At 70.3% G+C, this 12427-nt stretch carries 12 protein-coding genes; 5 read left to right on the top strand and 7 right to left on the bottom strand.

The window, feature by feature from the left end:
• The first annotated feature begins 9 nt into the window (after positions 1-9).
• The 3 genes from G537_RS0135580 to G537_RS0135590 are packed head-to-tail and all read left to right on the top strand — an operon-like array spanning position 10 to position 2245.
• Positions 10-750 (top strand): CDP-alcohol phosphatidyltransferase family protein, encoded by a 741-nt coding sequence (locus G537_RS0135580; protein ID WP_051249535.1) that lies wholly within the window; start codon positions 10-12, stop codon positions 748-750.
• Positions 747-1493, top strand: coding sequence for an FkbM family methyltransferase (locus G537_RS0135585; RefSeq protein ID WP_026874084.1), 747 nt, complete (start codon positions 747-749; stop codon positions 1491-1493). The genes G537_RS0135580 and G537_RS0135585 overlap by 4 nt, the downstream gene beginning before the upstream one ends.
• Positions 1493-2245, top strand: a complete 753-nt coding sequence (locus G537_RS0135590) for a RibD family protein (RefSeq protein ID WP_211230624.1) — start codon at positions 1493-1495, stop codon at positions 2243-2245. Before G537_RS0135585 ends, G537_RS0135590 begins: the two co-directional genes overlap by 1 nt.
• Positions 2246-2325: 80 nt before the next feature.
• Here the strand turns inward: G537_RS0135590 and G537_RS0135595 are convergent, their stop codons facing one another.
• From G537_RS0135595 to G537_RS0135605, 3 genes are all read right to left on the bottom strand, one after another.
• Complete coding sequence (locus G537_RS0135595; RefSeq protein WP_026874086.1) at positions 2326-3369, bottom strand: glycosyltransferase family 4 protein; 1044 nt, start codon at positions 3367-3369, stop codon at positions 2326-2328.
• On the bottom strand, positions 3366-3770 hold the full coding sequence (locus G537_RS0135600) for a 6-pyruvoyl trahydropterin synthase family protein (RefSeq protein ID WP_026874087.1): 405 nt from the start codon (positions 3768-3770) through the stop codon (positions 3366-3368). Before G537_RS0135600 ends, G537_RS0135595 begins: the two co-directional genes overlap by 4 nt.
• A gap of 269 nt (positions 3771-4039) precedes the next feature.
• A complete protein-coding gene (locus tag G537_RS0135605; protein WP_026874088.1) occupies positions 4040-5014 on the bottom strand; it encodes a zinc-dependent alcohol dehydrogenase in 975 nt (324 codons plus the stop codon).
• Between the two features lie 76 nt (positions 5015-5090).
• Between G537_RS0135605 and xylB the strand changes: the two genes are divergently transcribed.
• A complete protein-coding gene (xylB, locus tag G537_RS0135610) occupies positions 5091-6551 on the top strand; it encodes a xylulokinase (RefSeq protein WP_026874089.1) in 1461 nt (486 codons plus the stop codon).
• A gap of 17 nt (positions 6552-6568) precedes the next feature.
• On the opposite strand, the gene G537_RS0135615 is transcribed toward xylB, so the two are convergent.
• From G537_RS0135615 to G537_RS0135630, 4 genes are all read right to left on the bottom strand, one after another.
• On the bottom strand, positions 6569-8113 hold the full coding sequence (locus tag G537_RS0135615; RefSeq protein WP_026874090.1) for an asparagine synthase-related protein: 1545 nt from the start codon (positions 8111-8113) through the stop codon (positions 6569-6571).
• A 434-nt stretch (positions 8114-8547) separates the two neighbouring features.
• On the bottom strand, positions 8548-9411 hold the full coding sequence (locus G537_RS0135620; protein ID WP_026874091.1) for an EamA family transporter: 864 nt from the start codon (positions 9409-9411) through the stop codon (positions 8548-8550).
• A gap of 68 nt (positions 9412-9479) precedes the next feature.
• Complete coding sequence (locus tag G537_RS0135625) at positions 9480-10121, bottom strand: LysE family translocator (protein WP_034854126.1); 642 nt, start codon at positions 10119-10121, stop codon at positions 9480-9482.
• A gap of 254 nt (positions 10122-10375) precedes the next feature.
• On the bottom strand, positions 10376-11581 hold the full coding sequence (locus G537_RS0135630; RefSeq protein ID WP_026874093.1) for an ABC transporter substrate-binding protein: 1206 nt from the start codon (positions 11579-11581) through the stop codon (positions 10376-10378).
• A 111-nt stretch (positions 11582-11692) separates the two neighbouring features.
• Here G537_RS0135630 and G537_RS45710 point away from each other — a divergent pair, with 111 nt between their 5' ends.
• Positions 11693-12163 (top strand): endonuclease domain-containing protein, encoded by a 471-nt coding sequence (locus tag G537_RS45710; RefSeq protein ID WP_081689269.1) that lies wholly within the window; start codon positions 11693-11695, stop codon positions 12161-12163.
• Positions 12164-12427: the final 264 nt, after the last annotated feature.

The raw sequence follows: 12427 nt of genomic DNA on the forward strand, positions 1-12427 counted from the left end.
GGGAGGATCATGCGCGACGAGACCGATCTTCGCGGCGCCCTGCAGCGGCAGGCGCGGTGGCTGCTGGCGGCGGGGGCGGTCGCGCTCGCCGCCCTCGCGCTGCCCCTCGCCGCCGATCCCGCGCTCGGCGCTTTTTTCGCAGTGCGCGCCGGGCTGCTGTACTGCGGCATCGCCACGCTGGTCCTGGCCGGCCTCGCCGCCCATGCCCCACATCGCCGCTTCGGCCCGGCGAACACGGTGACGCTGGCGCGCATCGTGCTGATCTGCCTCCTGGCCGCGCTGATGGGCACGGCCGCGCCGGACGAGGACTGTCTATGGCTGATCGCAGGATTCGCCACGCTGGCGCTGGCGCTGGACGGCGTCGACGGCTGGGCGGCGCGGCGCAGCGGCCTCGCCTCCCGCTTCGGCGCCCGATTCGACATGGAGGCCGACGCCTTCTTCGTCCTCGTCCTGTCGGTGCTGGCCTGGCAATGGGACAAGGTCGGGCCCTGGGTGCTGCTGATCGGGGCGATGCGCTACCTCTATGTTCTGGCCGGCGCCGCCTGGACCTGGCTACGCGCGCCGGTGCCGGACAGCGTCGCCCGCAAGGCCGTCTGCGTGATCCAGATCCTGGCGCTGACAGCCTGCCTGGCGCCGCCCGTGCCGCCCGCCGCCGCCGCGGCCCTGGCGGCAGGGGCGCTGGCGCTGCTGTGCTGGTCCTTCGGCCGCGACATCGTCTGGCTGTGGCGGCGACGGCGCGTGCCGGCATGATCCCCCTCGCCCGCGCCGCCGGTATCGTCCGGTCCCTCGCCGTCTATCGCGGCATCCCCGGCCGCACCGCCCGCTTCCGCCGTTTCTTCTCGGCGCTGATCCGGCCCGGCGATCTCTGCTTCGACATCGGCGCCCATGTCGGCAACCGCAGCCTGTGCTGGGCCGGTCTCGGCGCCCGGGTGGTGGCGGTGGAGCCGCAGCCCGATTTTGCCCGGCTGCTGCGCCGCAGCTTCCGCGGCCATCCCGGCACCACCCTGGTCGAGAGCGCGGTTGGCGCCGCCGCCGGCACCGCCACCCTGCATCTCAGCAGCCGCACCCCGACCGTCGCCAGCCTGTCGAAGGACTGGATCGAGGCGGTGTCGAAGGCGGACGGCTTCGCCGCGATCCGCTGGGACCGGCGGGTCGAGGTGCCGGTGACGACGCTGGACGCGCTGATCGCCCGCTTCGGCGTCCCCGCCTTCTGCAAGATCGACGTCGAGGGCTTCGAGGCCGAGGTGCTGATGGGCCTGCCCCACCCCCTGCCCTGCCTGTCCATCGAATATGTCCCGGCGGCGCTGCCGGCCGCCCTGGCCGCGCTCGACCGGATCGAGGCGCTGGGCCACTACCGTTTCCAGGTCTCGATCGGCGAGACCGGCCGCTTCCTGTGGCCGGGCTGGCGCAGCGGGCACGAAATGCGGGCCTGGTTGTTGACTCGATCGCCGGGGGACCGCTCCGGCGACCTCTATGCGCGGGCGGAGGTATGATGGACACCGCCTGGATCTGGCTGCTCGACCGGCGTGCCGGCCGGCCCGAAGCGCCGCTGCCGGCCGATGCCGTGGCACGCGACCGGATCGAGTTGCTGCGCCCCTTCGCCGAGGCCGAGGGCCGCTTCGCCCTGGCCCATCTCGGCCAGAGCATCGACGGCCACATCGCCACCGGCTGCGGCCAGTCGCAATACGTGACCGGCCCCTGCAACCTCGACCATCTGCACCGGCTGCGGGCGCTGGCCGATGCCGTGCTGGTCGGCGCCGGCACGGTGGCCCATGACGATCCGCGGCTGACCACGCGCCGGGTCGACGGGCCGAACCCGGTACGGGTGGTGCTGGACCCCGACCGCCGGCTCGACGACCGCCGCGGCCTGTTCACCGACGGCGCCGCGCCGACTCTGCTGCTCTGCGCCGCCGACCGCGCCGACCGCCCGGCCGGCAGGGCCGAGATCGTCGGCCTCGACGACCTGTCGCCCGCCGCGGTGCTGACTGCGTTGGCGGCGCGCGGGCTGCGCCGGGTGCTGATCGAGGGCGGCGGCACCACCGTCTCCCGCTTCCTCGCCGCCGGGGTGCTGGACCGGCTGCATGTCGCGGTGGCGCCGCTGATCATCGGCTCCGGCAAGGGCGGCCTTCGGCTGCCGGAGATCTCCCATCTCGACCAGGCGCTGCGGCCGCCCTGCCGCACCTACGCCATGGGCAGCGATGTGCTGTTCGACTTCGATTTGCGGGGAACAGCAGGGCCGGTCTGACCCATAACCGTCATGGCGAGCCCCGCAGGGGCGTGGCCATGACGAAGAAGGGCTGGAGCCGGTTTCAGAGGCCTCCGGGCTTAGCCGACCAGGTCCAGCTCATGCGCGAAGGCCGCGGCCTGGGCCGGCCAGCCGGGCAGGCGGGCGCGCGCCGCCAGGCCGGCCTCACGCATCCGCAGCCGCGCGCCCGGATCGGTCAGCAGCCGGCGCAGCGCCTCAGTCAGCGCGTCGACATCGCCCGGCGGCACCAGGATCCCGGCATCGGGCGGCACCGTGTCCGGGATCGCCCCGCCGGTGGTGCTGACGATCGGCAGGCCGCGTGCGGAGGCCTCGGCCAGGGCCATGCCGTAGCCCTCGTGATGCGAGGGCAGCACGAACAGGTCGGCGCCATCGTAATGCCGCAGCAGCGCCGGCTCGTCGATCTCGCCGAGGAAGCGGATGCGGTCGGACAGGCCGGCCTCCTCGACCGCGGTCAGCACCGCCGCGGCATGGGGCGCGTCCCGCTCCAGGCTGCCGGCGCAGACCAAGCGCCAGGACAGGCCGGCCAGCCGCTGCAGCGCGGCGACCAGGTCGAGATAGCCCTTGCGCGGCGTCAGCGTGGCGACGCAGAGCAGCACCGGCGCCGCTTCGCCCGAGCCCTGCGCCGGCGGCGTCGGGTCGGTGCCGGGCAGCACCACGCCGATGCGCGCCGCCTCGACGCCGTAGCGATGCAGGTCACGGGCGGTGCCCGGGCTGGTGACGATCACCCGGCGCGCGGTCGCGAGCGACTGACGCTCGCTGGTCTCCAGCGCCTGCCGCCGCGCCGCGTTCAAGCCCTGCTCGAAGGCCAGCGGATGATGGATCAGCGCCACCAGCCGCAGCCGCGCGGCTGCGGCCGCCATCTGCTGCGGCAGCGCGCTGAAGGCTAGCCCGTCGACCACGGTCAGGGCATTGTCCGGCAGGTCCCGCAGCACCGCGGCGGCCTCCGCTACCTCGGCCTCGTTCGGAAAGGGGAAGCCATCCCCCAGCCGGCACAGCGCCACCCGCCGGCCGAGACCCCGCAGACCTTCGATGATGCGCTTGTCGTAGATGTAGCCGCCGGTGCGCGACTCCGGGTCGCCCGGCAGCAGGAAGGCGATGCTCATCGCGCCAGCCGGCCCTCATAGGAGGCCCAGGCGACATGGGATTCGTGCAGGGTCACGGCGAGGCTCTCGATCCCGGCGGCGCCCGGCCCCAGCTCGCCCGCCGCGATCCGCGTGGCGACGCGGTCGAAGATGGTGCGGGCCAGCACCTCGGTCGTGGTGTTGCGCCCGGCGAAGGCCGGTTCGTCGTCGAGGTTGCGGTAGTTCAGCTCGTCCATCACCGCCTTCAGCGCCGCCGAGGCCAAGCCGATGTCGACGACGATGCCGTCGGCGTCCAGCTCCGCCCGGCGGAAGGCCAGGTCGACCACATAGGTAGCGCCGTGCAGCTTCTGCGCCGGGCCGAACACCGCGCCGCGGAAGCTGTGGGCGATCATGAAGTGGTCGCGGACCGAGACCGTGTACATGCTTAACCTGCCTTTCTCACTCCCCTTGCATCCTGCGTCGCCTTGCGGCGAGTCGGATGCGGGGCGGGACGCGAAAAGCGTATCGGGAATACGGTTGAGCGGCCCGCTCCCGCAGGCGGCCGCCGCAAGGCGACCCTTCGGGCCGGTTGAAAATGCCGACAGGGTGCGTCGAACGGCTTGCCTGATGCAAAGGCATCGCGCTGCGCCGCTCTCCTGCCCCGTCGGCATTTTGAACCGGCGCAGGACGCAAGGGGAGTGAGAAAGGCAGGTTAATCCTCCGGATAGCGGATGCGCTGGCACAGCACGCCGGCGGGATCGGCCGCCAGCCGGGCCAGCACCTCGGGCAGGTCGTCGAAATCGCAGTCGCCGCTGAACAGCACGTCCAGCGCCGGGTCCAGCAGCAGCTCCAGCGCCTTCCCCATGCGCCGGGCGTGGTCCCAGCGCGGCCGCTGCGCCGCCGCCACCATCCCGACCTGCGAGGAGCGCAGGGTCAGGCGCTTCGAATGGAATCCCTCGCCCAGCGGCAGCAGCACCGGCGTGTCGCCGTACCAGCTGGCCTCCACCACCGTCGCCTCGACCCCGGGGAGGCCGAGCGCGGTCGCCGCCCCCTTCGGATGGCCGCTGGCGTGGATCACCAGGTCCTGGTCGCCCGGCGCGTCCTGCGGCAGGGCGAAGCCGACCCCGAGCGCTGCGGCGACCGCCTGCCGGCCGGGATCGGTGTCGACCAGCGTCACCGTGCAGCCCGGGATCCGCCCGGCCAGCCGGGCGACGAGGCACCCGACGACCCCGGCGCCCACCACCGCGATCCGGTCGCCCAGCCGCGGTGCCGCGTCCCAGACGACGTTCAGCGCCGTCTCCATGTTCGCGGCCAGCACCGCCCGCTCGGGCGGCAGGCCGTCGGGCAGCGGCGTCACCGCCGCCGCCGGCACGACATAGGCGGTCTGGTGCGGGTAGAGACAGAACACCTCGCGGCCCAGGAGATCCTCCGGCCCCGCCTCGACCCGGCCGACATTGATGTAGCCGTACTTCACCGGCCCCGGGAACACGCCGGCCTGCAACGGCGCCCGCATCGCCTGGTGCTGGCTCGGCGGCACCTTGCCCTGGAACACCAGCGCCTCGGTGCCGCGGCTGACCGCGCCGAAACGGGCCCGCACCCGCACCTCGCCGGGCCCCGGCTCGGGCAGCGTCTCGGTGCCGATCCGGGCTTGGCCCGGCTTGAGGATCCAGAGGGCGCGCGCATCCATGGCCCATGGATAAGCCGGCGCATTGTCTCCGGCCAGTGGGTTCCGTAGCTTGGGGCCCTGAATCGGGAGGACGCGCATGTTTCTCGGCATCGATCTCGGGACCTCGGGGGTCAAGGTGGTGCTGGTCGACGGCGACCAGCGCGTGGTCGACCAGGAGGCGGTGCCGCTCTCCGTCTCCCGCCCCCATCCGCTGTGGAGCGAACAGGATCCGGAGGAGTGGTGGCACGCCACCGACCAGGCCGTGGTCGCGCTGAAGGCCCGGCACGCCCAGGCCCTGTCCGGCGTGCGCGGCATCGGCCTGTCCGGCCAGATGCACGGCGCCACCCTCTTGGATGCGGCGGATCGCCCGATCCGCCCGGCGATCCTGTGGAACGACGGCCGCGCCGGCGCCGAATGCGCCGAGCTGGAGCGGCGCGAGCCGCGCTCGCGCACCATCACCGGCAACCTGGCGATGCCCGGCTTCACCGCGCCGAAGCTGCTGTGGGTGGCGGCGCACGAGCCCGATGCCTTCGCCCGCACCCGCCGGGTGCTGCTGCCGAAGGATTATCTGCGCCTGCGCATGACCGGCGCCGCGGCGTCGGAGATGTCGGACGCCGCCGGCACGCTGTGGCTCGATGTCGCTGCCCGGCGCTGGTCCGACGCCATGCTGGCGGCGACCGGCCTCCCGCTGTCGGCCATGCCCGAGCTGTTCGAGGGCAGCCGGCCGACCGGCACGCTGCGGCCGGAGGTCGCCGCTGCCTGGGGCGCGCCGGCCGATGCGGTGGTGGCCGGCGGCGCCGGCGACAACGCGGCCGGGGCCGCCGGGGTCGGGGTGATCCGGCCGGGCGACGCCTTCCTGTCGCTCGGCACCTCGGGCGTGCTGTTCGTCGCCGATGCCGGCTTCGCGCCCAACCCGGCCCAGGCGGTGCACGCCTTCTGCCATTGCCTGCCCGGCACCTGGCACCGCATGTCGGTGGTGCTCAGCGCCGCCTCGGCCCTGTCCTGGCTGGCCCGTCTCCTGGGCGGCACCGAGCCGGAGCTGCTGGCCGAAGCCGAGGCCGCCGATCCCGACATCGGCGACCTCCTGTTCCTGCCCTATCTCTCCGGCGAGCGCACGCCGCACAACGACCCGACGGCGACCGGCGTCTTCATCGGCCTGACCCATGCCACCGGGCGGCCGCAACTGGTCCGCGCCCTGCTGGAAGGCGTGGCCTTCGCCTTCGCCGACGGCCAGGCGGCGCTGACCGCGGCGGGCACCACGATCGGCGAGGTCGCGGTGATCGGCGGCGGCGCCCGGTCCCAGTTCTGGGGCCGGATCCTGGCGGCGGCGCTGAACCGGCCGCTGCACTACCCGGCGGGCGGCGAGCTGGGCCCCGCCTTCGGCGCTGCCCGCCTCGGCCGGCTGGCCGCCACCGGCGAGGCGCCGGAGGCCGTCTGCATCCGGCCGCAGACCGCGCATGTGGTCGAGCCGGACGCGGCGTTGGCGGAGCGCTACGCTGAGAGGTACCAGCGCTTCCGCGCCCTGTATCCGATGCTGAAGCCGGCCTGGAAGGTGTGACCCGGGCCGTCAGGAGCTCAGAACCGGCCCGTCGAGACCTGCTCGATCCACTCGTTGCCGAACACCGCGCCCCATATGAACCTCTCGGTTTGTGCCGGCAGCCGCCGTTTCGCCGCCAGCAGCGGTCGAATGCCGAGGAGGAATTTCCGGTCGACAAAGCGGCTCATCGGCGACTGCGGGTCCAGCAATTTGTCGAACGCCGCCAGGAAGGCCTTTTGCCAGAACTTGTCGGGCATCGAGGCCATGAATGCGCCCTTCGCCCGATACACCATCGCGGCGGGAACGTGCTGCGCCAGCGCCGCCTTCAAGATCCACTTCGGCTCCTTTTCGGATCCGGGCCAATCAGCTGACGCCACCGCGACATTGATGATGTCCGGCAGGATGAAGGGATAGACGACCTCCAACGATGCTTCGTCGAACAGCGATCTTGATTTCTGCGCGACGATCGACGCATCGAGCAGCGTGAGGCCGACAGCCACCAGCCGCAGGCGAGGATCAGGCGAAGACATATGAGACAACCATTGAACCAGATTCTCTTCAATGGAATCGATGATGTCCTTTGAGGGGTGATAGGCAATTCCAAGCAGCGCATTCTGAGCAAAGGTGGCAAATGGGTATTGCCATTGGTCCGAGCGGCGAAGAAGCCTCAGCCAATATTCGACCTTACTGTCACGCCTCCAGGCTCCGGTCGCCCGATATGCGATGGCGCCGAGTCTCCGCCCCCAAGCCGGCAATGAATGGAGACGCTGCCATTGCACGGCCCTGTCGAATTTCCCGAAGCCTCCGTCCGCTCCCGTCCCCTCGAGAACGATCCCGCTGGAATCACACTGCGAGATGACCGCACGAACCAATGCGCAGGTCGGGACCGCCGAGTGGTCACTGAAGAGAGTCCGGTAATAGAGGCCGGCATGCTGCAGCACATCGGCGACATCGGAGCCGTCCCGTACCTCCTCCACCCGCACGAACCTCAGCCCGAGGTGACGGGCCATTTGCTCCGCCAGCATCGACTCCGAGTCATTCGGACCGAAGCTGTAGTTGACGAGGGTGACATCCTTCAGCCCGAGAACCGATGCCCTGGCGGCGAGGAGTCCCGAGTCGATCCCACCGCTGAACAGAATCGTGACCGGACGTCCCGCGCAATGCTCGAGCAGAACCCGATCCAGCGTTGATACGACTTCCGAGATTTGGCGATCGGCGTTCGGCGGGGGGGAGGTCCTGGGGAAAGGCCTCAGGGAGAACTGGGTGCGAATTTTTTGAGGGCCGGCGTTGGAAACAGCCGTGACGGTCCCCGGAACGAATCTCCGAATTCCTTTCCAGGGGCTGAAGGGAGGGACAACCGCACCGAACTGCAGGTACGAATAGATGGCCGCTTCGTCCAGCTCGTCGCCAGGAGCATACAGGCTTCGCAGGTCATCGCTGATCGAGACGGATCCATCGGCCATCCTGTAATGCAATTGCTCTGTCGCAGTCAGTGGAACCGACACCTCCGTTTCACCCTGCGTCTCGTGCCGCCGGACACCCGTCGGCGGCAGAGTCCCTCTGCTTGCAAGCTCTGCGATCATCTCGGTCTCTCCCCTATGCATGTGTAAGGGCCGATTGATCAGTCGCGTCTGTGGCGGCCAGCGAGCGCAACAGCCCCTCTGGTCATCAGGCATCGAGATTGCGGCGTGTCGCTGATGTCGGAGCCGCAATGCAGTCCCGGTTTCCCCGGCCGACCTGCTGATCGAAGCACTGTCTTGATAGACGGGCAGGCCATATCCCGATAGTCAGGATAGATTATTATAAGACATCAGCAACTTTGCTTCAAATTTGGCCTCCGGAAATCGGCTACTCCATTCGGCCAATGGCAGAGGATCCATTGATGGATCCGCCAGCGGATGCGCCGTCTGCTGTTTCGGACCATCCGCGATCTGTGCCTGATGTGCGAATGCGGGCGAGCGCCGGCCGCGGATCCTCGGGAGACCCTCCCCGCTTCTTCAAAAGACTTCCGGTCCGTCTAATCCCCCGCCACCGCGCCCAGGCTGGCGATCACGACCAGGGCGATGCCGGCGAGCTGGGCGGGGCTGAGCGCCTGGCCGAGCACGAGGAAGCCGATCAGGGTGCCGAGCGCCGGCTCCGCGCTCATCAGGATGCCGAAGGGCCGGGTCGGCATCCGGCGCAGCGCCATCATCTCCAGCGCATAGGGCAGCAGCGGCACCAGGATGGCGAGGCCGATGGTGATCCCCAGCACCGGCAGCGGGATGTGGCCGCCGTTCTCCGCCAGCCCCCAGGGCGCGGCCACCAGGGCGGCGACGACCAGGGACATGGTCAGGCCCTGCAGCCCCTGGAACACCTGGCCGACCCGCTTCATCAGCACGATATACGCCGCCCAGCCGCAGGCGGCGCCGAGGGCGAAGAGGGCGCCGACCGGGTCGACCGTCCAGTCGGACCCGTCATGCACCAGCAGCACCACGCCGACCAGGGCGAGCACCGGCCAGACCGCATGCCAGGCGCGGCGCATGCCGAAGGCCGCGACGCCGAGAGGACCGAGGAAGTCGATCGCCGTGGCCAGGCCCAGCGGGATGCGGATCACGGCCTGGAAGTAGCACAGCGTCATGCCGGCCATCGCCGCGCCGAGCAGGATCGCCCCGCGCCATTGCGCCCGGCTGTAGGAGAGCAGCTTCGGCCGGGTGACCAGGGCCAGCAGCAGCGCCGCCCAGGCCAGCCGCAGCCAGGTCGTGCCCATCGGGCCGAAGCTTTCCAGCGTCGGCGTCGCCAGGGCGGCGCCGAGCTGGACCGAGGTCATCGAGCCGACCGCCATCAGGGCGGCGACGGCGATGCCCGCGCTGGTGCCTGGGCTGGTCTCGGAATCGGTCGCCATTCTGTCGGGGTTCGTCTGCCGGTCGGGGCCGCAGTATAGCGGCCGGGGCGCCGGTGTCGCCTTTCGGATCAGACCGGCCGCTTGTCGAAGGCCATCCGCACGGCGAAGCCGGCCAGCAGGCTGCCCATCACCCAGCGCTGCACCTGCAGCCAGGTCGGCCGCGCCGCGAACCAGGATGCGATGCCGCCGGCCGCCAGCACGATCAGCAGGTTGACGGTGAAGCTGATCGCCACCTGGGTCGCGCCCAGCACCAGGCTCTGCGCCAGCACCCGGCCGCGCTCCGGGTCGATGAACTGCGGCAGCAGCGAGACGTAGAAGATCGCGATCTTCGGGTTCAGGAGGCTGGTCAGGAAGCCCATGGCGAACAGCCTGGCCGGGCGATCGATCTTGAGGTCGCGCCGCGGCTGCAGCGCCGAGCCGGCGCCGGGGCGCACCGAGTTCCAGGCCATCCACAGCAGGTACAGCGCGCCGGCCCATTTCACCGCCTCATAGGCCAGCGGCACCGCCAGCATCAGGGCGGTGAGGCCGAGCGCCGTCGCCAGCATGTAGCAGAGGAAGCCGAGCACCACCCCGGCCAGCGAGATCACCCCGGCCAGCCGGCCCTGCAGGATCGAGCGCGACAGCAGGTAGATCATGTTCGGCCCGGGGGTGCAGACCATGCCGAGCGCGATCAGGGCGAGGCCGGCCAGGCCGGTGGGGCTGACGATCATCGACGGGACCTTCGGCAGACGACGAGGCCGAGCATCGCGGCCCGTCTCGCCGACGGGCAACCGGAACATTGCTCCGAGCGCAAGATTGCCCCTCCGACAGAAAGCCCGTGCCGCTTTCTTACTCATTGTCATCCTCGGGCTTGACCCGAGGATCCAGGGGCCACCCAGCACGGCTTCGACATTTCTGGATGCCCGGGTCAAGCCCGGGCATGACAGTTACAAGAGGCTGCGGGCGATCACGACGGCGCCGGCCCTCAGCCCTTGACCAGCGGGCAGCCGCCCTCGGCCTCGGGCCGGAAGGCCTGGTCGGCCGGGATCGTGGCGCGCAGCTTGTACAGGTCCCAGTCGCCCTTGGCCTCGCCCGGCGTCTTGACCTGGAACAGGTACATCGGGTGGATGTGGCGGCCGTCGGCGCGGATCCGGCCCTGGCCGAACAGCGGGTCGTCGCTGGGATTGGCCTTCATCCAGGCCATCACCGCGGCCGGGTCCTTGCCCTTGGTCGCGGCCACCGCCTTCAGGTAATGGGTCAGCGCGGCATAGACGCCGGCCTGGATCATGCTGGGCGGGTTGCCGCCCATCCGCTCGGCGAAGCGCTTGGAGAAGGCGCGGGTGCCGTCGTTCATGTCCCAGTAGAAGCCTTCGGTCAGCAAGAGGCCCTGCGCCGCGTCCAGGCCCAAGGTCTTGACGTCCCGGATCGTGGTCAGCAGCCCGGCCAGCTTCTGCCCGCCGGCCTGCAGCCCGAACTCCGCCGCCTGCTTGATCGCGTTGATGGTGTCGCCGCCGGCATTGGCGAAGGCCACCACCTTGGCCCCCGACGCCTGCGCCTGCAGCAGGAAGGAGGCGAAGTCCTGCCCCGGGAACGGGTGGCGGACCGAGCCGACCACCGAGCCGCCCTGCGCCTTGACCAGGGCGCTGGCGTCGCGCTCCAGCGCATGGCCGAAGGCGTAGTCGGCGGTGATGAAGAACCAGGTGTCGTCGCCCTCTCCCACCAGCGCGCTGGCGGTGCCGTGGGCCAGGGCCCAGGTGTCGTAGGTCCAGTGCACCGTGTTGGGCGAGCATTGCGCCCCGGTCAGGTCCGAGGTGCCGGCGCCGGAGTTGAGGAAGACCTTGTTCTTGTCGCGGGTGATCTGGTTCACCGCCAGCGCGACCGAGGAGGTCGGCACGTCGAGGATGGCGTCGACCCCGTCCTGGTCGTACCACTGCCGGGCGATGTTCGAGCCGATGTCGGGCTTGTTCTGGTGGTCGGCCGCGACGATCTCGACCGTCACCGATGTGTCGATCGCGGCGAAATCCTCCGCCGCCATCCGCGCCGCCACCACCGAGCCCTCGCCGGTGATGTCGGCATAGACGCCGGACCGGTCGTTCAGCACGCCGACCTTGACCGTCGTCTGGGCCTCGGCCCCTGCGGAGGCCAGCAGGCCGGCGCTCAGCAGGCCCAGCGCCAGGACGTGAAGCTTCATCGTCTCCCCCCGAACTCATGTTTTCGTTGCCGGGGATGATGACAGGAAGTCTGTCGGATCGACAAGCGAGCCGGGGTTTGGTGCAGGATCACACGCCTCATCCGCACGCGCATCGGGCCCTGTGACCGAGAGAAAAGTGGGTCCCCCTCCCCTTGCGGGAGGGTATTTACACACCGTCGAGGCGAAGTCTTCTTTGCCTCTCCCGCTTGCGGGAGAGGTCGGACATCCGCAGGATGTCCGGGTGAGGGAGGGGCTCGGACCAAGCAGGCACGCAGGCTTCGCCGGGACAGCACGCTGGCGGAAGGGGTATTGTGGCGCCATCTGCGCAACCGCGGGCTTGCCGGAGCCAAATTCCGACGCCAGCACCCGGTCGGCCCGTATGTCGCCGATCTGTGTTGCCTCGAAGCGATGCTGATCGTCGAGGTCGACGGGAGCCAGCACGGGCCGGCTCGCGATGCGCGGCGCACCGCCGCCCTGGAGGCCGAAGGCTTCATGGTTCTGCGCTTCTGGAACAACGACGTTCTGCAAAGTCTCGAAGGCGTGCTCTTGCGGATCGAAGAGGCCCTCACCCGGAACCGCTGACGCGGTTCCGACCTCTCCCGCAAGCGGGAGAGGTAACCTGTTCGCATGCTCGCCGATACCGCTCGACGATGTGTAGATGCCGTCCCGCGGGAGGAGGGGGAGGATGAAAAGTCCGCAACGGACAGGCGTCGCGATCGAGGCCCCCGCCCCTCACCACAACCCCGTCCCTACCCATTTCAGGCTGCTGTCGTAGCTGCCGTACTGCTTCCTCTGCCCCTCGAGAGCATAGCGCAGCGCGTCGATGGCGTGGTTCTCGCGGTCCTC

The organism is Inquilinus limosus DSM 16000 (assembly GCF_000423185.1).
Lineage (GTDB): Bacteria > Pseudomonadota > Alphaproteobacteria > DSM-16000 > Inquilinaceae > Inquilinus > Inquilinus limosus.

What these genes read in the sequence shown, in the direction of transcription:
- G537_RS0135580 (WP_051249535.1), top strand. Translation starts at nt 10, where the DNA reads ATGCGCGACGAGACCGATCTTCGCGGCGCCCTGCAGCGGCAGGCGCGG.
- G537_RS0135585 (WP_026874084.1), top strand. Translation starts at nt 747, where the DNA reads ATGATCCCCCTCGCCCGCGCCGCCGGTATCGTCCGGTCCCTCGCCGTC.
- G537_RS0135590 (WP_211230624.1), top strand. Translation starts at nt 1,493, where the DNA reads ATGGACACCGCCTGGATCTGGCTGCTCGACCGGCGTGCCGGCCGGCCC.
- G537_RS0135595 (WP_026874086.1), bottom strand. Translation starts at nt 3,369, where the DNA reads ATGAGCATCGCCTTCCTGCTGCCGGGCGACCCGGAGTCGCGCACCGGC.
- G537_RS0135600 (WP_026874087.1), bottom strand. Translation starts at nt 3,770, where the DNA reads ATGTACACGGTCTCGGTCCGCGACCACTTCATGATCGCCCACAGCTTC.
- G537_RS0135605 (WP_026874088.1), bottom strand. Translation starts at nt 5,014, where the DNA reads ATGGATGCGCGCGCCCTCTGGATCCTCAAGCCGGGCCAAGCCCGGATC.
- xylB (WP_026874089.1), top strand. Translation starts at nt 5,091, where the DNA reads ATGTTTCTCGGCATCGATCTCGGGACCTCGGGGGTCAAGGTGGTGCTG.
- G537_RS0135615 (WP_026874090.1), bottom strand. Translation starts at nt 8,113, where the DNA reads ATGATCGCAGAGCTTGCAAGCAGAGGGACTCTGCCGCCGACGGGTGTC.
- G537_RS0135620 (WP_026874091.1), bottom strand. Translation starts at nt 9,411, where the DNA reads ATGGCGACCGATTCCGAGACCAGCCCAGGCACCAGCGCGGGCATCGCC.
- G537_RS0135625 (WP_034854126.1), bottom strand. Translation starts at nt 10,121, where the DNA reads ATGATCGTCAGCCCCACCGGCCTGGCCGGCCTCGCCCTGATCGCGCTC.
- G537_RS0135630 (WP_026874093.1), bottom strand. Translation starts at nt 11,581, where the DNA reads ATGAAGCTTCACGTCCTGGCGCTGGGCCTGCTGAGCGCCGGCCTGCTG.